This window comes from Roseibium sp. SCP14 (genome assembly GCF_040329475.1).
GTDB lineage: Bacteria > Pseudomonadota > Alphaproteobacteria > Rhizobiales > Stappiaceae > Roseibium.
Window position 1 is genome coordinate 116,466 of sequence record NZ_JBDZYH010000001.1, and the last position, 22,533, is coordinate 138,998.

21 protein-coding genes are annotated in these 22,533 nt (G+C 56.2%); 15 read left to right on the forward strand and 6 right to left on the reverse strand.

The features are described 5' to 3' along the window. Positions 1-49: 49 nt before the first annotated feature. From ABLQ08_RS00570 to ABLQ08_RS00580, 3 genes are all read right to left on the reverse strand, one after another. Positions 50-1,156, reverse strand: coding sequence for an alkene reductase (locus ABLQ08_RS00570; protein WP_352938202.1), 1,107 nt, complete (start codon positions 1,154-1,156; stop codon positions 50-52). A 118-nt stretch (positions 1,157-1,274) separates the two neighbouring features. Continuing rightward, the gene (locus ABLQ08_RS00575) at positions 1,275-1,874 is read right to left on the reverse strand and encodes a TetR/AcrR family transcriptional regulator (RefSeq protein WP_352938204.1); all 600 of its coding nucleotides are present in this window, start codon (positions 1,872-1,874) and stop codon (positions 1,275-1,277) included. A 103-nt stretch (positions 1,875-1,977) separates the two neighbouring features. Beyond that, complete coding sequence (locus ABLQ08_RS00580) at positions 1,978-3,165, reverse strand: ABC transporter substrate-binding protein (protein ID WP_352938206.1); 1,188 nt, start codon at positions 3,163-3,165, stop codon at positions 1,978-1,980. Positions 3,166-3,588: 423 nt separating this feature from the next. On the opposite strand from ABLQ08_RS00580, the gene ABLQ08_RS00585 reads away from it, so the two are divergent. From ABLQ08_RS00585 to ABLQ08_RS00600, 4 genes are all read left to right on the forward strand, one after another. Beyond that, the gene (locus ABLQ08_RS00585) at positions 3,589-4,674 is read left to right on the forward strand and encodes an SH3 domain-containing protein (protein ID WP_352938209.1); all 1,086 of its coding nucleotides are present in this window, start codon (positions 3,589-3,591) and stop codon (positions 4,672-4,674) included. A 139-nt stretch (positions 4,675-4,813) separates the two neighbouring features. Then, positions 4,814-5,308, forward strand: coding sequence for a hypothetical protein (locus ABLQ08_RS00590; protein WP_352938212.1), 495 nt, complete (start codon positions 4,814-4,816; stop codon positions 5,306-5,308). Between the two features lie 188 nt (positions 5,309-5,496). Further along, entirely contained in the window at positions 5,497-6,648 is a 1,152-nt protein-coding gene (locus ABLQ08_RS00595; RefSeq protein ID WP_352940485.1) for a lytic murein transglycosylase, read from the forward strand. 26 nt (positions 6,649-6,674) lie between these two features. After that, entirely contained in the window at positions 6,675-7,382 is a 708-nt protein-coding gene (locus tag ABLQ08_RS00600; RefSeq protein WP_352938215.1) for a CPBP family intramembrane glutamic endopeptidase, read from the forward strand. A gap of 18 nt (positions 7,383-7,400) precedes the next feature. Here ABLQ08_RS00600 and ABLQ08_RS00605 read toward each other — a convergent pair whose 3' ends face one another. Next, positions 7,401-8,324 (reverse strand): hypothetical protein, encoded by a 924-nt coding sequence (locus ABLQ08_RS00605; RefSeq protein ID WP_352938218.1) that lies wholly within the window; start codon positions 8,322-8,324, stop codon positions 7,401-7,403. A gap of 209 nt (positions 8,325-8,533) precedes the next feature. Between ABLQ08_RS00605 and ABLQ08_RS00610 the strand changes: the two genes are divergently transcribed. After that, on the forward strand, positions 8,534-9,013 hold the full coding sequence (locus tag ABLQ08_RS00610; protein ID WP_352938221.1) for a GNAT family N-acetyltransferase: 480 nt from the start codon (positions 8,534-8,536) through the stop codon (positions 9,011-9,013). A gap of 10 nt (positions 9,014-9,023) precedes the next feature. Here ABLQ08_RS00610 and ABLQ08_RS00615 read toward each other — a convergent pair whose 3' ends face one another. Together ABLQ08_RS00615 and ABLQ08_RS00620 are read right to left on the reverse strand one after the other, a co-directional pair. Beyond that, a complete protein-coding gene (locus ABLQ08_RS00615; protein ID WP_352938224.1) occupies positions 9,024-9,569 on the reverse strand; it encodes a cupin domain-containing protein in 546 nt (181 codons plus the stop codon). Between the two features lie 57 nt (positions 9,570-9,626). Further along, positions 9,627-10,331 (reverse strand): metal-dependent hydrolase, encoded by a 705-nt coding sequence (locus ABLQ08_RS00620; RefSeq protein WP_352938227.1) that lies wholly within the window; start codon positions 10,329-10,331, stop codon positions 9,627-9,629. Between the two features lie 113 nt (positions 10,332-10,444). On the opposite strand from ABLQ08_RS00620, the gene budA reads away from it, so the two are divergent. From budA to topA, 10 genes are all read left to right on the forward strand, one after another. Then, positions 10,445-11,293 (forward strand): acetolactate decarboxylase, encoded by an 849-nt coding sequence (gene budA / locus ABLQ08_RS00625; protein ID WP_352938230.1) that lies wholly within the window; start codon positions 10,445-10,447, stop codon positions 11,291-11,293. A gap of 55 nt (positions 11,294-11,348) precedes the next feature. Continuing rightward, positions 11,349-11,834, forward strand: a complete 486-nt coding sequence (gene ruvX, locus ABLQ08_RS00630; protein ID WP_352938232.1) for a Holliday junction resolvase RuvX — start codon at positions 11,349-11,351, stop codon at positions 11,832-11,834. A gap of 362 nt (positions 11,835-12,196) precedes the next feature. Then, positions 12,197-13,324, forward strand: coding sequence for an RNA ligase (locus tag ABLQ08_RS00635; RefSeq protein WP_352938234.1), 1,128 nt, complete (start codon positions 12,197-12,199; stop codon positions 13,322-13,324). Between the two features lie 170 nt (positions 13,325-13,494). Beyond that, entirely contained in the window at positions 13,495-14,421 is a 927-nt protein-coding gene (locus tag ABLQ08_RS00640) for an AEC family transporter (protein ID WP_352938237.1), read from the forward strand. A 115-nt stretch (positions 14,422-14,536) separates the two neighbouring features. Beyond that, positions 14,537-15,493, forward strand: a complete 957-nt coding sequence (locus ABLQ08_RS00645; protein WP_417714879.1) for an aspartate carbamoyltransferase catalytic subunit — start codon at positions 14,537-14,539, stop codon at positions 15,491-15,493. A gap of 19 nt (positions 15,494-15,512) precedes the next feature. Further along, entirely contained in the window at positions 15,513-16,814 is a 1,302-nt protein-coding gene (locus tag ABLQ08_RS00650) for a dihydroorotase (RefSeq protein ID WP_352938243.1), read from the forward strand. Between the two features lie 110 nt (positions 16,815-16,924). Beyond that, on the forward strand, positions 16,925-17,704 hold the full coding sequence (locus tag ABLQ08_RS00655; protein WP_352938246.1) for a DUF3108 domain-containing protein: 780 nt from the start codon (positions 16,925-16,927) through the stop codon (positions 17,702-17,704). 129 nt (positions 17,705-17,833) lie between these two features. After that, positions 17,834-18,499 (forward strand): glycerol-3-phosphate 1-O-acyltransferase PlsY, encoded by a 666-nt coding sequence (gene plsY / locus ABLQ08_RS00660; RefSeq protein ID WP_352938249.1) that lies wholly within the window; start codon positions 17,834-17,836, stop codon positions 18,497-18,499. Then, on the forward strand, positions 18,493-19,632 hold the full coding sequence (gene dprA, locus ABLQ08_RS00665) for a DNA-processing protein DprA (RefSeq protein WP_352940486.1): 1,140 nt from the start codon (positions 18,493-18,495) through the stop codon (positions 19,630-19,632). Before plsY ends, dprA begins: the two co-directional genes overlap by 7 nt. Positions 19,633-19,805: 173 nt before the next feature. Beyond that, positions 19,806-22,484, forward strand: a complete 2,679-nt coding sequence (gene topA, locus ABLQ08_RS00670; protein ID WP_352938252.1) for a type I DNA topoisomerase — start codon at positions 19,806-19,808, stop codon at positions 22,482-22,484. The last annotated feature ends 49 nt before the right edge of the window (positions 22,485-22,533 follow it).

A 22,533-nucleotide genomic window follows, 5' to 3' on the forward strand; every position in this document is an offset into this window, starting at 1 on the left:
AGACCGCCCTGGAGGGGGTGGATGTCGGGCGGACTGATGTCTTCAAGACCTACTCGGCTGCGACCTGGCTTTGCGCCAGGGTCGGATAGTCCGTGTATCCCTTGGTTCCGCCACCGTAGAGCGTATCGGGATCAAGCTCGTTCCACCCGGCATTCTTCGCCAGCCGGTCGACCAGGTCCGGGTTGGAAATAAAGGGGCGGCCAAAGGCAACGAGGTCGATTGCCTCATTGTGAACGGCATCTATTGCAGTTTGCCGGTCGTAGCCGTTGTTGCCCATCGTTGCCCCATCGAACAAGGCATAGAGTGCAGCCAGATCTCCTCCTTCCGGGATGTCGCGCGGACCGCCGGTCTGTCCTTCGACAAGATGGAGATAGGCCAGGTCATAGCCATTCAACAATTTCACGACGTGAGAAAATGTCTCCTGCGGATTGCTGTCGGCGATATCGTTGGCGTTGGAGAACGGGCTCAAGCGTACGCCGACTCGCCCCCCGCCCCAGACGTCAACGACCGCGTCCATGACTTCCTTCAAAAAGCGGGCGCGGTTTTCAACAGATCCGCCGTAGTGATCTTCCCGCTTGTTGGAGCCATCACGCAGAAACTGATCGATCAGATACCCGTTGGCCGCATGAACCTCGATTCCATCAAAACCTGCACTTCTCGCGTTTTCCGCTGCCTTTCGATAGTCCGCTACGATTCCCGGAATCTCATCAACGCTCAGTGCACGCGGTGTCGGCGTGTCAACAAACTGCGTTCCGTCGAAGGATTTGGAATTGGCTGCAATCGCTGAAGGTGCGACGGGGTCTGCCCCTTCGGGCTGAAGGACCGGATGCGAGATGCGTCCGACATGCCATAGCTGAATAACGATCCTGCCACCCTTTTCGTGAACGGCATCCGTTACCTTTTTCCAGCCTTCAATCTGAGCATCTGAATAGATGCCTGGTGTCCAGGCGTATCCTTTTCCTTGCGGAGAAATCTGGGAAGCCTCGGTGATGATCAGCCCCGCTTCGGCGCGCTGGCCATAATATTCAGCATGCAGTTCAAATGGAGCATCGTCTTCGGCACGTGCACGGTTGCGCGTCAGCGGCGCCATCACCACTCTGTTCTTCAATTCGATGGAACCGGCTTTTGCCGGGGTAAACAGCTTAGCGTCAGACATCGTCAACATTCCTTCTGGCTGTCTTTCGTCAAGTTTTTTGAATTTTTTGGACTGATTAGTCCATAATTGGGCATACCTCACCAAAGTCCGGCAAGGTTTGCCTTGTCTCTGCGGTCTCTTAGGACGAGAGGATCGTTTTTGCTTGTTTCAGTGTATTGGCGATCCGCTCCGCCGGCATTCCGGCCTTGCGTAACGCCAAGGTTCCGATGGCGAGGGAGGAATAGGCGCTGGCCTTGTCTCTCACCGATTCCGGGTGCTGCGGATCAATGGCTTTGGCGAATGTCTCTTCGATACTCTCCAAGTGACGGCGGCCTATTTGAGCCACCTTTTCATCATGTGGGGCAAGTTCAGTAATGCAATTGATCAGCATGCACCCTTGCGGGCCGCCTTTTGGGTCCGACAGGGCTTGCATCATCGCGTCTACGGCGTCGTCCTTTGCTGTGTCTGCAACCTGTCTCAAGTTGCGAATGCCATTTCTCGAATAGTGCTCAAGCGCTTGCAAAAACAGGGATTGCTTGCAGCCAAATGCGCTGTAGAAACTTGACCTGCTCAATCCCATGGCCTTGGTCAGGTCATCCAGAGACGTCGCCTCAAACCCTTTCTGCCAGAACACCTTCATCGCGGCCTCGAGCGCCGCAGCTTCATCGAAGTTGCGCGGCCGACCTGGTCCTGATGTCCGTTTGTCTAGTGCAGAATTCTGAGCTTTGGTCTCTGTCATGCCCCAAGATATGGACTGGCCAGTCCAGAATACAAGTCCCCGTGTGATTATTTCTGGACCGGGCGTTTCAAAATTGGCAGTTCAGAAGATTGAGCGCAGACGATCAGATCCTGCAAGATCCGGAAAAAGCGTCACCAACATCATCAAACACGCGGGCAATGGCTTCCATTTCGTAAAGCTTGCTCGTGCGCCGGACACCCTCAACGAGATAGAAATCCTGAATGGGAAATTGATTGGAGTTAAAGCGGAAGTCTCCTCGCACACTCTCAAACGGAGCTGCACTGATGGCAGAGAGCAAGGCTTCCTTATCCTTGACCCCTCCGGTCAGCTCAAGCGCGAAGTGAATGAGTTTGGCGGCGTCATATCCCTGGGCGGCATAGACGGAAGGTGCGTAGTCATAGGTCCTGCTGAACTCGCGCACAAAACGCTTGTTGGCAGGATTGTCCAGGTTCGGAGCCCAAAGGGTCGCAGAAAACAGACCTTCGGCCATTTCCGACGTATAAGGCAGCGTCACCGCGTTGACGGTGCGCGAAGACAAAAACGGCACAAGGCCCTTCAATCCCGATGTGTGGAACTGGTTGACCAGCTCAACGCCCATTCCACCCGGCATATAAGCGAAGATGGCATCGGGTTCGATCTCCGCGATTTGCTCAAAGTCATCGGAAAAATCCGTATCGCCAAGCTTGGGGAAAATCTCGCGGGCAATTTGCCCCTTGAAATGCCGCCGGAACGCGGCGACGGCATCGCGTGCCGCTTCGTAGTCCGGTGCGAGTGTCACTACCTGCTGATAGCCCTTGAGGCTGGCATAGCGCCCCATGGTTTCATGCACCTGATCATCCTGTGACGCGGTTGAAAAGAAATACCGGTTGCAGTTGCGCCCAGCGATCGGAGCTGGACCGGAATGGGTGCCGATGAAGGGAATTTTGGCGCGAACGACCGGATCGTGCACCGCTAGCATCACCCTTGAGAAATTTACACCGACCAGAACGTCGATACCGTTCTGCTCGATCAGCTTGGTCGCCTGTTCCACCGCATAATCGGGGTCGAGCTTATCGTCCACGACAATAACATTCGTCGGCACTCCCCCCAACGCACCATTGGACTGGTTTACCGCCAGCATGAAGCCATCGCGCATATGTTCCCCGTACGCTGCGGCGGGACCGGACAGGGTTGCCATTAGGCCGATCTTCAGATCCTTCGCCTCCTGGGCAAAAGCGGTCTGGCATGCAAGAGCCAGTGCCGCACTCGCTCCTGCCGCCTTGAGAAGAATGCGCGAGATCTGTTGTCTCATGATGTGTGCCCGCCTGCCTCAATCTGACCACAACAGAAGGTATTGTTCCCTCCGTCCGTGTTGTCCGTTGAACTGATCATGACAAAGACTGGTTAGGTATTTGCAAACGCCCAACCGGGGATAGGCACGGAAATCACATCCTCGTCATATTTGCCCGAAAATTCCTCAGTGACGCCGCAATCCGGCCCGTCTGCCGACGCATTAACAAACATTAATGCGCCGGTAACCAAAAAACTGGCATCCGCTCTGAGCGTGCCTGATCCGCAAAACCTGGAGGGCCAAATGTATTCTGTAATCGCGCCAGCCGCCGGTTGCGACAACCAACAAGGCCACAGAACGGACAATGCAAATCAAGAAAACAAAAAAAATGAGCTCAAGCTTGTAAGCTCTGCCTCCGCTGAGAGCTCTGATGGTCAGGGAGAATTGCAACCGCTTGATCCAAGTGAAATCGCGGCGAAAATCCTGCAGATGCATGCAACATCAGATGACGCGAAATCAGCATCGGCCCGCGAACCGAAGTTGGTCGACAACCAGGACGAAACGTCGTTTGAAATGCCAGGCGTTTTGCGCCGTCCTCGAGAGAGGGATGGCTATTCCGCACTCGAACCAGACGCCGTTCCGGCACTTGAAAACCGCTCCAGGCGCCTTGAATTCAAGCCGAGCGGGCTAAGCCTCAAGATTGCGGTTTGCAGCGCTCTTCTGATTGCCGCAGCCGGCGGGGCCGGTATTGTCTTTGCGATGCCGAGCTTTCTTTCCCAGGAAGAAACCTCATCGCGCCCGGTGGATACTCAAAGCATCGCAACCGAGCCAACCATAGAAAGCATTATCGCTTCGGAAAACGTCGCCACGGCAGAAAACACCACTCAACCAGCTACCGCTCCCGTAGTCGCCGAGACACAAGCAGCACCAGCGGTCGACCCGGCAACTCCGCAGCAGATTGCAAACGCCAAGGATCGTATCAGAAACGCGTTTGCGGCTGGTAACGAGAGCGCACCGGAACAGTCAGGTCCGACGACACAAACGGCGCAAACGACACCCGTCAACGACCAACCCGTGAATGCTCTGGCAAACCAGGCACTGGCGAGGCTGGAACGAAATGGCGACCCGGAAGTTCCGAATTCTGTTGATAGCTCAAACGGCCGGTTGCCGGTATTGGCAAGCACGTCCCGCACCGTGCCGATACCGCAAAGCCTGATGCCCGCACCACCTTCAAGCGGCACCGTTCCGCAGACGAGCGAGGATGTTCCCGTAACCCGGGAAACCGAAGCAGCTCCGCAAACAACGGCCGCCGTGACTTCCGACCCGTCCTATCCGAATGTCGCGACGACATCGGCTTCGGTGAACCTGCGGCAGTCGGACGACAAGAACGCGAAGATCATTGGCGTCATTCCGGAGAACGCCACGGTGCAGTTCAGTGAATGCGGCAAGTGGTGGTGTGCTGTTTCTTACGACGGAAAGACCGGTTTCGTCGGTCAGCGGTATCTGGAAAGGACCGCACAGTCGGAGTGATCTGAACCTTTGCAGTAGTTGCTTGTTAAGTCCGGCAATCTACTGTGACCTGTGAATGTGGCGGTGAGGATTTGCCTGCCGGCGTGCCGATGACGGCAGATGCTGAGGCAAACCAACCGCTGCGAGCAGGAGGCAGATCATGAATATCCGGACAGCTGGCAGTCTTGTATCAATCCTGATTGTTTTGTCCTGTGTTGCCATCGCGCCCGCTCAGGCCCAGGGAACGAACTGCGTGGTTTATGCAACGGACTACGCCAATGCCCGTATGGGCAGCGGCGATGTCGTCGGGGATGCGGTCTCCGGAGGTATGGCAGGAGCGGTCGTCGGCGGCGAGTGGAAAGGCCCGGTTGGAGCATACCGGGGAGCCCGTGCAGGAGGCGCACTCGGCGTTCTTGACAATCTGGGGTCACTTCCCGGTGGTTGGCAGGCACTCTACGACATGGCCTACCAGATGTGTCAGCAGCAGACATCCGGCGTAAACGCCGTCCCTCATTACGGCACGCCTTATTATCCTTCCGGCAACTTGCAAGCACCTGCCGGCGATTGTCGCTCTCGAGCAACGGTCAATGCGCCGTTGAAGCGCGGACCTGACGGAAGCATCATCGCCGGCTCAAGCTTCGGAAACTGCCCCTGACAAGTCGTTCCACTTCATGCCGGAAGGAAGCGGACTTTGAATTCATGCCGGCTGTTGACCTTGCGGGCGAAGCACAGTCAACTATGCCCGATTTCAGCCGGGCTTTTCCCGCGCTTTCGCCCAGATAAATGACAGGACTTTTCATGACCCGCCGTGCGCTCTCAGTTCCCAGCCTCGCCGCCACTTTCATGGCCGGATTTTTCGTTGTTTCATCTCCGGCCATCGCGCAGCAGTGCGGTGGCGATTTCCGGCAGTTTCTGGCGGGTGTGAAAGAAGAAGCCGTGGCCAAGGGACTTTCAGCCCGTGCGGCGGACCGTACGTTGGCAGGCGCCCAGATTGACCGCAAGGTTTTGTCTCGTGACCGGGCCCAAGGCGTCTTCAAAATGACCTTTCTGGATTTTTCCAAGCGGGTCATTTCCAGCTACCGGATGAAGAACGGCGCGGCAAACATGAAGAAATACGCCGGCATTTTCCAGCGGACCGAGCAGGAGTACGGTGTCCCTGCCCCGGTCATCACCGCGTTCTGGGCGCTTGAGACCGATTATGGAGCCGTTCAGGGCGACTTCAACACAGTCAATGCACTGGCAACGCTTGCCCATGACTGCCGCCGGCCGGAGCTGTTCCGTCCGGAACTGATCGCCGCGATCGAAATGGTGCAGAACGGTGATCTGGATCCGCAGCGCACCACTGGCGCCTGGGCCGGCGAAATCGGCATGGTGCAGATGCTGCCCAAGGACATAATCGAGTTTGGCCGCGACGGCGACGGCGACGAACATGTCAAGCTGAAACAGTCTGCTCCCGACGCAATTCTGACCGCCGGTGCCTTTATCGAACACCTTGGCTGGCAACGCGGCCAACCCTGGCTACAGGAAGTGAATGTGCCGCAAAACCTCAACTGGGCGGAAACCGGCCTTGGAAAAACAAAGACCGGCGCTCAATGGGCTGCTCTCGGCGTTCAGCCGCGCTGGGGTGAAATTTCTTCCAACCTTCCCGCTTCCCTGATCCTGCCTCAGGGCCGCAAGGGACCGGCATTTCTCGCCTATCCGAACTTCAACATCTATCTGGAGTGGAACAAGTCTTTCATCTACACCACATCTGCGGCCTATTTTGCCACACGTTTGGCCGGTGCTCCGCGCTACAACGCCGGAAATCCGGATCAGGGCCTGAACGATGCACAGATGAAGCAATTGCAGACCAAGCTCAGAAACATGGGATATGACGTCGGCAAGATTGACGGCATCCTGGGATCAGGTACACGCGCTGCCGTTCAGGACGTTCAACAGAAGCTGGGAATGCCGGCTGATGCCTGGCCGACGCCTCAGCTGTTGAACCGGCTTTAATCGGCCAGCTGTTCCGGAAACCGGGCATGCAACAGTTTCAGAAGCAGACTGGTCTTTTGCGAAAGAGCCGTCTGCTTCTGGTGACTGAACTCGCAGTTCTGGTCGCAGGGCCTGTCCTGCTCATGGGATTGCCGGTTCAGGTTCTCAGGTTCTCGGCCGTCTTCCTGCTCGCCGGATACTGTTTCTGGCGTTTGAAGACCAACAACGCGGCCCGGACCTACCTGCGTTTCAACTGGCCTGGCTGCCACGCCGCAATTCCAGGCATTCTTCTGCGCTGTTTTGTTGGGTCAGCCGCAATCGCTGCGATTGTACTTGCCATCAGCCCGGAACGTCTGTTCTGCATTCCGCGTGCGGATCCGGTGCTCATGCTCCTGATCGTGGCTTTCTACGGCCTGATCTCCGTGCTGCCGCAGGAAATCGCGTTTCGTGGGTATGCTGCCTGGCGACTTGACGCTTACAACATCCCATTTGCGGCCGGAGTCGTTCTGTCATCCGCACTGTTTGGCTGGGTTCACATACTCTTCGGGTCCTGGCTTTCAGTGGGCTTGAGCTTTGCCGCAGGGCTTTCGTTTTACCGGACCTATCGCAAATATGATTCGCTTGCGGCTGTCTGGCTCGAGCACAGCCTTATCGGCATCGCCATTTTTGCAATCGGACTGGACCATCTTTTCTATCTGGGGCCAACACCCGAGGCTTTCGCCTCGGTGTGCTCAGCGACGGCGCCCGCGAATTGAACGGGATTGGTAGCCACATCAATAAAGACCGCGAAACGGGTCCCGCTTGAGTGGGAAAGCCGGTTTGTGCAGGGTGACATAGTCCTGAGTCTGAATGAGAGGACGACCCGGGCGCCAGTAATTCTCAATCACGAACTCGGTGATCTCGATACGTTGCTCCAGAGAATAATCATGTCCATGCGGATAAAGCAGGATCATCCAGACGACCGACATGAACGCCTCAAAATCATCTACCCAGAACTCGACCTCCCTGATCTCAGCATCGATCTTGCATCCTCGCATGTCCGGATCTTCAGAAAATGTCCGGCGAAGCTGAAGCAGGTCCTGCTCGGTTGAGGAACCGAAGAACTTTCCGGCGAAGTGATTGTAGAGCCAGGTTGTCGTACCAGGACGTTGCTCCCGTGCGGACATCATGACCATGTGCATCGCTCCCTGTGGAGCAAGCACGCTGTGGTAGATCGCCTTGATGATGCCCGGCCACTCGGATGCACAGCAGTAATAGAGGCAGTGATGCAGGGTCACGAGATCAAGCTTGCGACCTCCCAGAATGGACTCCAGGGTTTGCGCGGCTACCAGTTCGTTTTCGAAGTCCCGGCTATAGTCTCCCTGCAGCAGGTAAACCTTATCGATTGACTGACGGTCCAACCGTTCCTTGATCTTGGCCAGTGCCGCACCGTCAATGTCGTAAAGCCAGAGCCCACGTTCAAAGGCTGCCTGCAAGATACGGAATTGGGGTTCGTCCCCTGCCCCGATCGCAAGCGCCGACAGTTTGCGGTCACAAGGTGTTCTGGAATGCAGTTCCCGGATTGCCCGCATCAGACTGATTGCAACATCCGGCTTTTCGCTCGCAAAACGTGCCCAGATTTTGTTCTGCTCGAAAATCCTGCACTCGGCGGCCTTCAGACCACGTTCAACCAGACTGTTTTTCGTTGCGACCAGCATTTCATTCCTCCAATTGGGACATGCGCCTCAAGTGGAGCAATTTCTCCTCCTCTCTGCGCCCTTGCGGGAATAAATACTCGAAAAACGCTACGTCATGTGTGAAATCTTGTTCATGTTTCAAACAAACAGACTAGATTGTTCCAACCAATAGATAGAATCTCTGACTCACGGTACGCGAACCGGCAACTTCCATTTACAGCGAGGCGGTAATGACACTGACTATTCGAAGAGCTCAAGAACAGGATACCGGCTCCATGGCGGAAATCCTCAATGAGATCATCGAAAAAGGCGGCACGACAGCTTACCGTGACAAGTTCGATCATCGGCGCATCAGAGAAGAATTCATGCCAGCCAAACTCGGTATCAGCTGTTTCGTTGCCTTGAGCGGGTCAGAAGTGGTCGGGTTTCAAGCTCTTCTGTGGTGCGACCCTGACTGGCCGGGAGACAATGCCTTGCCGGAAGACTGGGCGGTCATTGCCACTTACGTCGATCCAACCACGCAGAAGGGCGGGATCGGACGGGCCTTGTTCAAAGAATCATCACGGGCGGCAAAGGACGCCGGTGTTCGGTTTATCGACGCAACCATCCGCAGGGAGAACAAGGGCGGACAAAGATATTACCAGGGGCTGGGATTTTCAGACTACCGTTCTGACGCGAATTCCGTTTCGAAGAAATTCGCGCCAGTTTGAGAAATACCGGTTACTGGACCTTCGGTTGAGTTGCCCCAGGAGCATCTTCGGCGACAACCGGTTGCGCATCGTCCCCCAGCAGGAAGACGGCCAGTATTTTCAGAGGACCTTCGCCCGTGTTTTCCCCCCGGTGCGTGACGTCCATTGCCTCAAGCAAGCCATCGCCCTGTCGAAAAAGCTTCTTGCCAATTCCGTCATAGGTGACAGTGATCTCACCCTCGAGAATGTAGGCGAAAAGTGGTGTATTGTGCTTGTGCCACCCGGTCACTTCTCCCGGTTCCATGGTCACGACAAGGGCCTTCACCGAGGGATTATCTTGCGGAAACCGCAGCTTTTCACCGGCAACTGTGGTGTTCCCTGAAAAGACTTCCCTGACCTTGTCATAAGACCCTTGAGAGACATCTGCCTCAAGCGCGGCCTTGGAGCCAGGCTTTGCGTTCGGCTGCGAGGGAGCTGGCTTGCCATCCGGAGTGATCGACTTGTCCGCGGCCACTCCCTGCCCGGTCGCCAAAATCACAACCAGACAAGCTAAAACGGATACTTTTCTGAACACCATTGTCACCACTTGATACGTCCATGCGTTCGTCGGGCAAGCATGCCCTGTTCGTCATTTCTAAAGTTCAACACTGACCCCGGGTGTCATCGGATTGACGCGATGTCCATTGCTGCCCATTGCGCCGATGAAAGTTTCCGCGGTCTCATCGATGATCGGGTAAGATCCGTAGTGACACGGCACAATCGTGTCGAAATCAAAGAACCGGTTGCATGCGAGTGCCGCGACCTTGCCACCCATCGTGAATCGGTCGCCGATCGGCACGAGACCGATCTTGGGCCTGTAGATTTCGTTGATCAGAGCCATGTCAGAAAAGATATCGGTATCGCCCATGTGATAGAGGACCTTCTGGCCCGGCACCTCAATGATCACGCCATGCGGATTGCCGAGATAGATGGCTTCTCCCTCGCCCTGTTTCGAAGAAGAGTGTTCGGCTTTGGTCAGAGCGACCTTAAAAGGACCGGCATTCACCATGCCGCCCGTATTCATGGGGCTGAAATTCTCGATCCCCTGTCGGCTTGCCCACATGCAGATTTCAAAGTTGGAGGTCAGCTGGGCACCGGTTTTCTTCAGAATATCAATTGAATCACCAATGTGATCGTCGTGGCCATGTGTCAGGATGAGATGCGTTACTCCCTCGGCCACCCGATCAACACTGAGTTCCCGAGGAAACGAAGGATTGCCGGTCAGGAACGGATCAATAAGGATCGCAGCGTCGTCTGTTTCGATTTTGAAGGCCGAATGACCATACCAGGTGAGTTTCACGAAGCTATCCTCCTAATTCCAGACGGGTTCCTGATCCCGAAATCTTGCAAAGCCACACTATAGTGTCACACTCGACACCCACAACCTCACTTGACCGATAGCGGGAAAAACGCATGTCTCGACACCTCCATTGCCGGATTTCCCACAGCTTGTGGCAGGAACTGCAGGCCGAAGCGTCTCGCACCGGTCACAGCCTCTCGCATATCGTTCAGGAAAAACTGTCTGCCGCATACGACCTTGATCATCATACGATTTTTCAGGTGTCGACAAGTACGGCAGTGACCAAGGGATTGTTCAAGGGTTGTACACGGGTCGCCGACCTGAAGGTCCACGGTGACTTTGGCCTAGGGACGTTTGAAAACCTGGACGGTGAGATGATCCTGTTTGAAGGGCACGCCTATCAGGCACGTGACGGCGGGGTCGTCAGCGAAGCGCCGGACGATGCCCTGATTCCGTTTGCGACGGTGACGCGGTTCACACCGGAAAGGGAAAAGAACCTTTCGGAAATCGGAAACCAATCACAACTTGAGGCTCTGCTCGACACCCTTCGCCCCTCGGAAAATACCTTCGTGGGCATTCGAATCGATGGAACGTTCGAGCGGATCGAATTGCGGGCGGCGTGCAAGGCCGCCCCCGGAGAGGATCTGGTCCAAGCAACCAGCCACCAAAGCGAATTCTCCTTCGAAGCGATTGAAGGCACACTTGTCGGCTTTTGGGCACCGGCCTATGCCAGAACCCTGACAGTCTCCGGATACCACCTTCATTTCATTTCCAAAGACCGGTCAAAGGGAGGGCACCTTATCGGCATCAAGGCAACCGGTCTGAAGGTGCAACTGCATCTGGAAACGGACTTTCACGTCGCGGTTCCTGAAACCGAGCAATTTCTGGCAGCAGACCTCAGGGACGACCCGTCGGCAGACCTTGCCATTGCCGAGCATGGTCACGCCAGCGACCGCAAATGATCGGCCCTTGATTGTTTTTCTGGCCACGTTCCCAAACCCCTGCTAAAGCGCACCCATGGCAAATGACCCAGCACTCAGTCTCGAAGACTTTCTAGCAGCCCTGCCGGCGAACAGCCGCCTGATCGGTCTGGACCTTGGAACCAAAACGATCGGCCTTGCCCTGTCAGACCTTGGCCGGGGTATTGCCTCGCCGATGGAAACAATCCGGCGCAAGAAATTCACGATCGACGCAGAAAAGCTTCTCGACATCTGCGCCAAACAGGAAGTTGGCGGAATCGTCCTTGGCCTGCCGCTCAACATGGATGGCAGCGAAGGACCACGCGCACAGGCAACGCGCGCATTTGCACGCAACCTGTCCCAGAAGACCGACCTTCCCATTACCTATTGGGACGAACGTCTTTCCACAGCCGCAGTTACGCGCACGCTTTTGGAAGCCGATTCCAGCCGCGCCAAACGCGCTGACGTCGTCGACAAGATGGCCGCTGCCTATATTTTGCAGGGTTTTCTGGACCGGCTTGGCTTTATGGGGTTAGAAAACTAACCCTCAACAGCCTGTTTGCGCCCTGCCCCGCCTTTACTAGAATCAACAGTTCTTTTGCCGAGAGTTGTACCCGTCAACACAGCGCGATGCCCTTCGCTGGTGCCTGAAAATGCAAAGCCCAGCAACTTTGTGCTACGACATTGACAAAGCGGTACACATCCATTTAGTTTGCAACCCTCAATAGGGAAACCGCAATGACCTTTGTCGATCACAATTCATATGAGACACGCTCCGGCAGCAATTTCCGGGCGGCGGATTCACGCGGTTTCTTGAAGGAGCGATGAAAAACTAACTATTCTTAGTAAATTCGTTGTTGACCCGAAACCGCCCCAGAGGCGGTTTTTTTGTTTTGGAGACATGTGATGTTCGTCGAACTCACCAAATTGGAAGATATCTTACCGAACATTTCTCTGGGTAGCGGCATAAGCTTGATCGATCGCGGCTCTTACCTGGTGCTTGATTACAATTACATCGAAAAAGACCTGTTCAATTCAGCTTATGCCTTGGAATGCCGAGGGTTGAAGTTCTCGCCTGAAGGCACTCTTCTTGCGCGACCGTTCCACAAGTTCTTCAACCTCGGGGAGAAGCAACAACCGGAAGACATCGACTTTTCGCAACCGCACCTGGTCCAGGAAAAACTGGATGGCTCCATGGTTCACCCCTGCGTGCTGGAAGGTGAGCTTGTGTTTATGACACGTAAAGGCAAGACGGACCATGCAGATCAGGCGCTTGGCATTGCGAGTGACGGTGTCCTCGCTCTGTGCGCCGAACTTCTGGCTGCCGGAGTAACGCCGATCTTCGAGTTCACCTCACCTGAAAACCGGATTGTGGTTGCTTATGATCGTCCGGAACTCACGTTGCTTGGAGCTCGTCACACCAAAAGCGGGCGTTACCTTGCGTTCGAGCAACTGTGTGAACTTTCACATAAGCACAGGATTCCGCTGGTGAAATCTTACGGCAAAGTCGATGATATTGCTTCTTTCAGCCGGAAAACGCGTGGTCTGAAAGATGTAGAAGGCTGTGTCATTACGTTTGCCGATGGACACCGGTTGAAACTGAAGGCTGACGCATATGTATTGCGCCACCGCGCGCTCGAAGGATTGAAGTTTGAGAAAACTGTGCTCTCCTGGATCGCTGAAGGCGCCGTAGACGATGTAATTCCTCTTTTGCGGCCCGATGCACAGGACGCATTGCATGCCTATGTGAAGACGGTTGAAAACAACCTGGCAAAGATCGAAACAGATCTGACTTCGTTTCATGCGGAACACAAAGAGCTTGCGCGCAAGGACTATGCCCTTAGAGCAAAAGAGAAAATTGATGCTCGCCTCACGAATGTGGTATTTGCGCTGCTGGATGGCCGAGATGCGAGAACATCTCTGCTGAACCTTTTGAGCTGGGCCGCACATACTGAAGGCCGTGCAGACAGCATCCGTGATCTGACCGGGGCATCATGGGTCCCACCGGATTTGGCGAGTGTAGAAAGCAGATAGCAAGGCAAAGGGAGTGTCCCACACTTCCTTCGCCCACTTTTGACATGAGGGCTCTGCATTTTTATACGTGTTCGAAATCCGCATTTCTCAATCCTTCCCATTCAACCACCTGAGCTGCACCCCGCCCAGGCTGGAACCGTTTGGTTCCCGCAAACGCCCAAGGCTCCTTCATGCTGACAACGCTTGCCGCCCTGACACCGGTCATTCTTGTTATTGCCTCGGGTTATCTGATTGCCCGTGCCGGCCTGATCACCGGAGAGCAATGGCACGGGGTTGAAAGGCTTGCCTTTTTTGTGCTGTTCCCGGCGGTGTTGTTTCGAACGATTTACCAGGCGGATTTCGAGAGTTTTCCAACATTCGACATGGGAGCGGCGCTGCTGCTGACGATCTTTGTGACGGCCGGGCTTTTGCTGGCGGGACGAACGACGATCAAGCGGATCTGGGGAATTCCGGCGGTACGCTTCACGTCGATCTTTCAGGGCACTTTGCGCTGGAATGCCATGATCGCGCTGGCAATTGCCGACAACGTTGCGGGCGACACGGGCCTGGCGATGCTGGCAGTGGCAATGGTGTTCATGATCCCGGTTCTCAATGTCATGAGCATTCTGGTTCTGTCCCGCTACGCAAGTGGAACTGCGCCAAGCGGCTCCAGGATCCTGAAGGACCTTGTCACGAACCCTTTCATCCTTTCGATTGTCTTTGGTGTTGTGTTGAACCTGAGCGGCCTTGATCTGCCCTTCGTCATTGAAGACACAGTTGAGATCTTTGCCCGGGCTGCCCTGCCGATCGGGATCATCTGTGTAGGTGCCGGGCTCGATCTCAGTTCCCTGCGCCGCCCGGGTCCCGCTCTCACGATGGGCACATTCCTGCGCCCCGTCTTCATGCCCCTGATTGCCTTCGGGATTGCAACCCTGTTCGGTCTCGAAGGGCCGGCAATGGCTGTCATCATCATTGCCTGCGCTGTTCCCTGTGCCAGCAATTCCTATCTCTTTGCCCGCCAGATGGGAGGCGATGCGAAGCTGATGGCTGAAATCATCACTCTGCAAACCCTGGCTGCAACTGTAACAATTCCGTTGGCGCTGCTTCTGTTCACATAGGGATTATTCCATTTTTGTCCTTTTGTTCAAATATTTACCAGGAGTGTGGACAGCGGGCATGAGCAGAAATCGCGTCTTGTGCTGTTGATCGATTCCCCCTATAGGGATGATCTCGATGACCGCGACAGACACCCATCGAGACAGCCCTTTCCCCCATCGTCATTTGCTGGGCATAGAGGGCCTTCACCCCCACGAAATTCTGGGCCTATTGGACCGGGCTGAGGAAGCCGTTGAGATTTCCCGCCAGGTGCACAAACGCAAGCAAGTGCTTGAAGGCCGGACCCAGATCAATCTCTTTTTCGAAAACTCCACCCGCACCCAAAGTTCATTCGAACTGGCCGGAAAACGGCTCGGGGCGGATGTCATGAACATGGCCGTTTCCCAGTCCTCTGTGAAAAAAGGCGAAACGCTGATCGACACGGCGGCGACGCTGAACGCCATGCATCCGGACCTGCTGGTGGTTCGCCATCATGCAGCCGGTGCAGTGCATCTGCTGGCGCGTAAGGTCGGCTGCTCGGTCGTCAATGCCGGGGACGGTCCTCACGAACACCCGACCCAGGCTTTGCTGGATGCACTCACTATCCGCCGGCACAAGGGAAAGATCGCCCGGCTGACCGTGGCGATCTGCGGAGACATCACCCATTCGCGCGTTGCCCGATCCAACATCATTCTTCTGAATGCCCTGGGCGCCCGTGTCCGTGTCGTCGCGCCAACAACACTGCTGCCTTCGGGCATCGCAAAGATGGGCGTCGAGGTCTTCAACGACATGCGAGAAGGCCTGAAGGGGGCCGATATCGTCATGATGTTGAGACTTCAGCGGGAACGGATGAGCGGTGCCTTTGTCCCGTCTGTCCGCGAGTATTACCGCTACTACGGTCTGGACGCAGAAAAGCTCAGCTATGCCAAGGAAGACGCGCTTGTGATGCATCCGGGTCCGATGAACCGCGGCGTTGAAATCGACGCTTCCATCGCGGATGGCGCGCAGAGCCTTATCCGCGAGCAGGTGGAAATGGGTGTCGCGGTGCGCATGGCCGTGCTGGAAGCACTCGCTGCCAACCTGCCGAACAACTAGAAACCAGAGGATCGATATCGTGGCTCTCGACACACCCAAACCTCTGGTTCTTTCGAATGCCAGAGTGATCGACCCGGCACGCGACCTGGATGCGCCCGGTTCCATCATCATTGCCGACGGCACCATCATGGCGGCCGGACCGGAAGCGGCCAACCAGGGTTCGCCCTACGGCGCAGAAATTGTCGATTGCAAGGGCGCAATCGCCTGCCCCGGCCTGATCGATACATGTGTGTCGGTGGGAGAACCCGGCGCAGAACACCGCGAAACGCTCGCAAGCGCGTCTCAGGCGGCTGCAGCCGGTGGTATCACCACAATCTGCACGATGCCCGATACCGATCCGGTGATCGATGATCCCGCCCTCGTGGACTTCATTCTCCGCCGCGCACGCGATACGGCAAGTGTCAACGTCCTGCCCCTCGCCGCCCTGACAAAGGGTCTGGATGGCAAGGAAATGGCCGAGATAGGCCTGTTGAAGGAAGCTGGCGCAGTCGCCTTCACCAACGGCCACAAGTCGGTCAAAAACGCGCAGGTGATGCGCCGGATGATGACTTATGCTCGCGATTTCGATGCGTTGGTCATTCACCACACCGAAGACCCGGATCTTGCGGGCGGCGTCATGAATGCCGGCCTGAACGCAAGCTGGAAAGGTCTGTCGGGAGTTCCGCGCGAAGCGGAAATCATCATGCTGGAGCGCGACCTCCGCCTCGTGGGCATGTCAAAGGGCAAATATCACGCGAACCTGATTTCCACTTCTGACAGCGCGGATGTCATTCGTACCGGAAAGAAACGCGGACTGGATATCACGGCGGGGATTTCAATCAATCATCTCACTCACAATGAGAACGACATCGGCGCCTACCGTACCTTCTTCAAGATGTCCCCGCCCCTGCGCGATGAAGATGACCGGCAAGCGATGATTGCTGCTGTTGCCGACGGCACGATCGACATTATCTGCTCCAATCACGATCCGCAGGATGTGGAAACCAAGCGCCATCCCTGGGCGGAAGCCGAAGATGGAGCCATTGGACTTGAGACCCTGCTGGCCGCAGCGCTCAGGCTCTATCATTCGGAGCAGGTCGACCTTGTAACGCTGCTTGCCACGATGACTTGCCGCCCGGCAGATCGTCTCGGTCTGGAAACAGGCCGGCTCGCCAAGGGAGCGCCGGCTGACATCACCGTCTTCGACCCGGATCGTCCGTGGGTTCTGGAAAAGAGTGCCATCCGGTCCCGTTCCAAGAACTCTCCGTTTGAGGATGCGCGCTTTTCAGGCCGTGTGCTGAGGACTGTTGTGTCCGGCAAGACGGTTTACGCCTACAGCTGACCCTGTTTCGCAGGTTCGCCTACATCGCCATCCGTTGGAATCGACGTCCCGCTTCACGCCACATTTGGCGGCAAGGCTTACGGGAAGATCAATTTCAACGGGTGGTCCTGATGCGTTTGTTCGCGCTTGCGTTTCTTTCCCTGCTCCTGATTTCCGGCGAAGCTCCGGCGTCAGACCTTTACCTGAAGTACAAACTCTATGCCCTCGGCCTGCCGATCGGCTCCGGTACGCTTTCGGTAAGCTTGAATGAGGAAACCTATTCACTGAAGAGCAGTGGACAGACTGCAGCCTTCGGCCGCCTGGTATCCGACGGCAAAGGCACTGTTGAAGTCCGGGGTGGTCTAAACGGCGGCACGCTCGTTCCTGAATCCTATTCACTCAAAGTGAATAGCGAAGATGATACCGGCACCGTCTCGATGCAGATGAAGGCGGGCAAGGTTGCCAAGGTTGCCGTTAATCCGCCGCAAGACCGTATGAAGGAGCGAATCAAGGTAACAGCCGAACACCTTCAAAAGGTTCTCGACCCGCTAAGCGCGGCCTTGCTCCCTGCCCCGAAAGGTCTGGAACCGGACAGCTGCAACAGGTCACTGCAGCTTTATGACGGCAAAGAACGCTACAACGTTCATTTGAGCTACAAGACAAAGCGCAAGGCAAAGACCGCCGACGGTCGGTTCAAAGGTGATGTGCTGGTTTGCAAGGCTCGGTATGAACCGATCGCCGGGCATCGTCCGAAACGCAAGACCATTCAGGAACTCGCCCGAAACAAGTCGATTGAAGTCTGGCTCGCCCCTGTCGGCGAGGCGTCCTATCTTGTCCCCCTTCGCGCCAGCATCAAGGCTCCGTTCGGTGCTTTGGTTGTCCAGGCAGAAAAGTACAAACTGTCGAACTAAGGAATTCGCACTGCGGGTGCCATTTGATTGCGACGACACGTCTTTTCACGTCGGGCGGACTTGATCCGGTCTTCCATACGGTTACATTGCCAGTGCTATTTTTGTCCGCACGTTTTTGGAGGCCTTTGCGTGCCCGATCCGATCAGCTGGGAGTTCGCCTGGCCCTATTATCTTGCCGCTCTTGCATTCGGTTACCTGCTTGGGTCGATTCCCTTCGGGCTGATTTTCACGCGCATGGCGGGCCTCGGGGACATCCGCAGTATCGGATCCGGAAACATCGGCACGACCAACGTGTTGAGGACCGGCAAGAAATCACTAGCAGCCGCGACGCTTCTGGGCGATGCGCTGAAAGGAACAGTAGCCGTTCTGATAGTAGGGGCCGCCTATGGACAGGAAATGGCCCTTGTTGCCGGTTTTGGGGCTTTCCTCGGTCACCTTTATCCGGTCTGGCTGAAATTCAAGGGCGGTAAGGGTTTCGCGACTTTTCTCGGCATCCTGCTTGGACTCTATTGGCCCATGTTCCTGCTCGCCGCTTTGATTTGGCTCGCAGTCGCATTCACCTTCCGCTTTTCCTCGCTCTCGGCTCTAATGTCGAGCCTGGCAACTCCCATCCTTCTTTACCTGGCGTTTGACCAGGTTCAGATGGCGGAAATGTTTTTGGTAGTCGGCATCCTGCTTTGGATCAAGCATCACGAGAACATCGGCAGACTGCTTCGCGGTGAGGAAAGCAAGATCGGCTCCAAGTCCAAATCAGCCCCCGAGACACCGCCTGACACCGACGGCGGAGGATCGTGAGCGGCCCTTCTCAGTATAAAACGCTTCGCCTCTCCGAGGCCCAGCGGCTTGCTTGGCTGCGGCTAATACGATCGGAAAACGTTGGCCCGGCAACATTCCGGGATCTTCTCAATCATGCAGGTTCTGCAGAAAGTGCCCTGGAGCTTCTTCCACGCCTCTCCAGACAAGGCGGCAAAAAGAGCTATCGCATCTGTTCAGTTGAAGATGCTGATCGGGAGCTGGAAGCGCATCACCGCTCCGGCGCCCGGCTTGTCGCCCTCGGCGAGGCCGAATATCCACAGCACTTGAAGCATATCGACGCACCGCCACCGCTGCTTTCGGTGAAAGGTGGTCCTGCTCTGTCTCAACCCAAAACCATTGCGATTGTCGGCGCTCGAAATGCCTCTCTGTCCGGTCGCAAACTGGCAGGCATGTTCGCGCATGAATTGGGAGCAAGCGGATTTGTTCTCGCCTCCGGCTTGGCCCGCGGCATTGATACCGCCACACATGAAGCCTCCCTTCGAACCGGCACAATCGCTGTTTTCGCGGGTGGGATAGATGTTCTCTACCCACCTGAAAACAATCGCCTTTTGGCTGCGATGTTAGAAAACGGCGGCAACGCAATCAGCGAAATGCCCTTCGGATGGAAACCACGTGGCCGGGACTTCCCGCGCCGCAACCGGCTTATTTCCGGCATTTCACTGGGCGTAGTCGTCATTGAAGCGGCAAAGAAATCAGGCTCTCTTCATACGGCCCGCTACGCACTTGAACAAAACCGGGAAATATTCGCTGTTCCGGGCTCTCCCCTTGATCCACGGTCCGAAGGTGCAAATGACCTGATCCGGCAGGGCGCCACATTGGTGACCTCAGTCGCAGACATTCTGGAAGAATTCACTGGCAGAGTTGGCCAAGCGCTTCCCCTTCAACCACGGCTTCTGGAGCATGAAGCCGATCAACCGGGGGCTCTGGCGGAGCCGGGTGACGACCTGCGCTCCAAGATCCTTTCCGCCCTCGGCCCCACACCACTCGATATGGACGAAATCATTCGCTTTACAGGTGCTGAAACACGCGCAATACATGTCATATTGCTCGAACTTGAGCTCGCCGGTCGACTGGAAAGGCATCGGGGGAACAAAATCTCGCTTTTGATGTGAATAAGATTCCCTTTGAATCTCAGTGGATAACCCGAAACTGAACGGCACGGGTTGACCGGAATGAGCGAAAGGTCCATTTGACAGGCGGCATTCGATCCGTGATCGTCTGCGCGCAATAAATCACCTTCTCACCGGGCGGGTGCCCCGTTTCCGGCAAAATAATTTGGGTAAGAATGAACGTCGTCATTGTGGAATCGCCGGCGAAAGCCAAGACGATCAACAAATATCTCGGCTCCGATTATACGGTCCTGGCGTCTTACGGCCATGTGCGGGACTTGCCGCCGAAAGATGGCTCGGTTCAACCGGACGACAATTTTGCCATGAGCTGGCAGGTGGACAGCAAGTCTCAGAAGCGGCTCACCGAAATCGCCAATGCGGTGAAGGAGGCGGATCGCCTCATTCTCGCGACTGACCCCGACCGCGAAGGTGAAGCCATTTCCTGGCACGTTCTGGAAGTTCTCCAGAAAAAGCGCGTGTTGAAAGACAAGCAAGTCGAAAGGGTCGTGTTCAACGCGATCACCAAGAAGGCAATTCTTGAGGCGATGGACAACCCTCGCCAGTTGGACACGCCGCTGGTCGACGCTTATCTGGCCCGCCGCGCGTTGGACTACCTGGTCGGCTTCACACTTTCTCCGGTGCTGTGGCGCAAATTGCCAGGTGCCCGCTCCGCCGGGCGCGTGCAATCGGTCGCGTTGCGTTTGATCTGCGACCGGGAAATGGAAATTGAAACCTTCAAGCCTCAGGAATACTGGTCGATCTTCGCCAACATGAAGACGCCCACCGGCGACATGTTCCAGGCAGGTCTGACCGGATTTGACGGCAAGAAGATCGGTCGCCTGGACATCACAAACGAGGCCGACGCGACAGCGATCAAGACGATGCTGCAAAGTGCCAGCTTCAACGTCGACAGCGTTGCGTCGAAACCGGCAAAACGCAATCCGGCAGCTCCGTTCACCACATCGACACTGCAGCAGGAAGCTTCGCGCAAGCTCGGTTTTGCCGCCTCACGCACCATGCAGGTCGCACAGAAGCTTTACGAGGGCATCTCCATCGGCGGAGAAACTTCCGGCCTCATAACTTATATGCGTACGGACGGTGTCCAGATCGCGGGTGAAGCGATTGCCGCAGCGCGCTTTGTCATCGGCCAGGACTTCGGCGACAATTACGTTCCGGAAAAGCCGCGCGTCTATTCTTCCAAGGCGAAGAACGCCCAGGAAGCGCACGAAGCGATCCGCCCGACTGACCTCTCGCGCCGTCCCAAGGACGTTGCCCGGTTCCTCGATCCGGATCAGGCAAGGCTCTACGAGCTTATCTGGAAGCGCACGATGGCCTCCCAGATGGAATCCGCCGTCCTGGAGCGCACCACGATCGAGATTTTGGCAGATGGCTCCGGTAAACGCGCCAACCTGCGTGCAACCGGCTCCGTTGTCCGCTTCGACGGTTTCCTGGCTCTTTATCAGGAAGGCAAGGACGACGAGGAAGACGAGAATTCCAAGCGCCTTCCCGCTGTTGATGAAGGTGCCGCACTAACGGCCGCATCGGTCGATGGCAAGACGGAAGCAATCGAAGCGTCCCAGCACTTCACCACGCCCCCGCCCCGCTACACCGAGGCGAGCCTGGTCAAGAAGATGGAAGAGCTCGGCATTGGCCGTCCTTCCACCTATGCATCCACGCTTCAGACACTACGTGATCGTGATTATGTCGAACTCGACAAGAAGCAGCTCGTGCCTCAGGACAAGGGCCGCATCGTCATCGCGTTCCTGGAAAGTTTCTTCCAGCGCTATGTGGAATTCGATTTCACTGCGAGCCTGGAAGAACAGCTCGACAAGATTTCCGCTGGCGAATTGTCCTGGCTGGATGTTCTGCGGGATTTCTGGACCGGCTTTTCCGGCGCCGTGGATGAGATCAAGGATCTGCGTGTCGCCGAAGTCATCGACGCTCTCAACGAGTTGCTCGGACCACATATCTTCCCGCCCAAGGAAGACGGCTCCGAGCCGCGCAAATGTCCGTCCTGCGACACCGGCCAGCTTTCCTTGAAAGTCAGCCGCTGGGGGGCGTTTATCGGCTGCTCCAACTATCCGGAATGCGGTTACACCCGCCAGCTTGGCAAGCCGAACGGCGAAGACGGCGAAGCTGACGATGGCCCGAAGGTTTTCGGTGTCGATCCGGAAACAGGACTTGAAGTCTCCCTGCGCAACGGCCGCTTTGGTCCCTACGTCCAGCTGGGCGATGAAGCCAAGCCCAAGCGTTCGTCCCTGCCCCGTGGGTGGTCGGCCGCTGACATGGATCTTGAGAAGGCGCTGCAGCTGTTGTCTCTGCCTCGTGAAGTCGGCCTGCACCCCGAAGACGGCAAGATGATAACTGCCGGCATCGGCCGTTACGGCCCCTTCGTTCTGCACGAAGGCACTTATGCAAACCTCTCATCACCGGACGAGGTTTTCTCCGTTGGCATCAACCGGGCGGTTGATGCTCTTGCGGAAAAGCGGGCGAAAGGCGGTGGCCGCGGCCGCGCGGCGGCGACTCCCTTGAAGGAACTTGGTGAACATCCGCAAGAAGGCGGACCTGTCAACGTCTTTGACGGCAGGTACGGCCCTTATGTGAAGCACGGCAAGATCAACGCAACGCTGCCCAAGGACACCGACCCGAAAGCGGTCACCATGGAGCAAGCGCTTGAACTGATTGCAGCCAAGGCTGCCAAGGGCGGCACAAAGAAGAAAGCCGCTGCGAAAAAACCTGCTGCGAAGAAGACCGCGACCAAAAAGACGACAGCCAAGAAGTCGACAGCAAAAACGACTTCCAAGACCAAGGTCGACGCGTCGTCGGCAGAGGTTCCGTGGGATGACGCGTCTTGAGCGCGAAAAGGATCAACACGCGCAAACACACCAAACGCAAACACGCCAA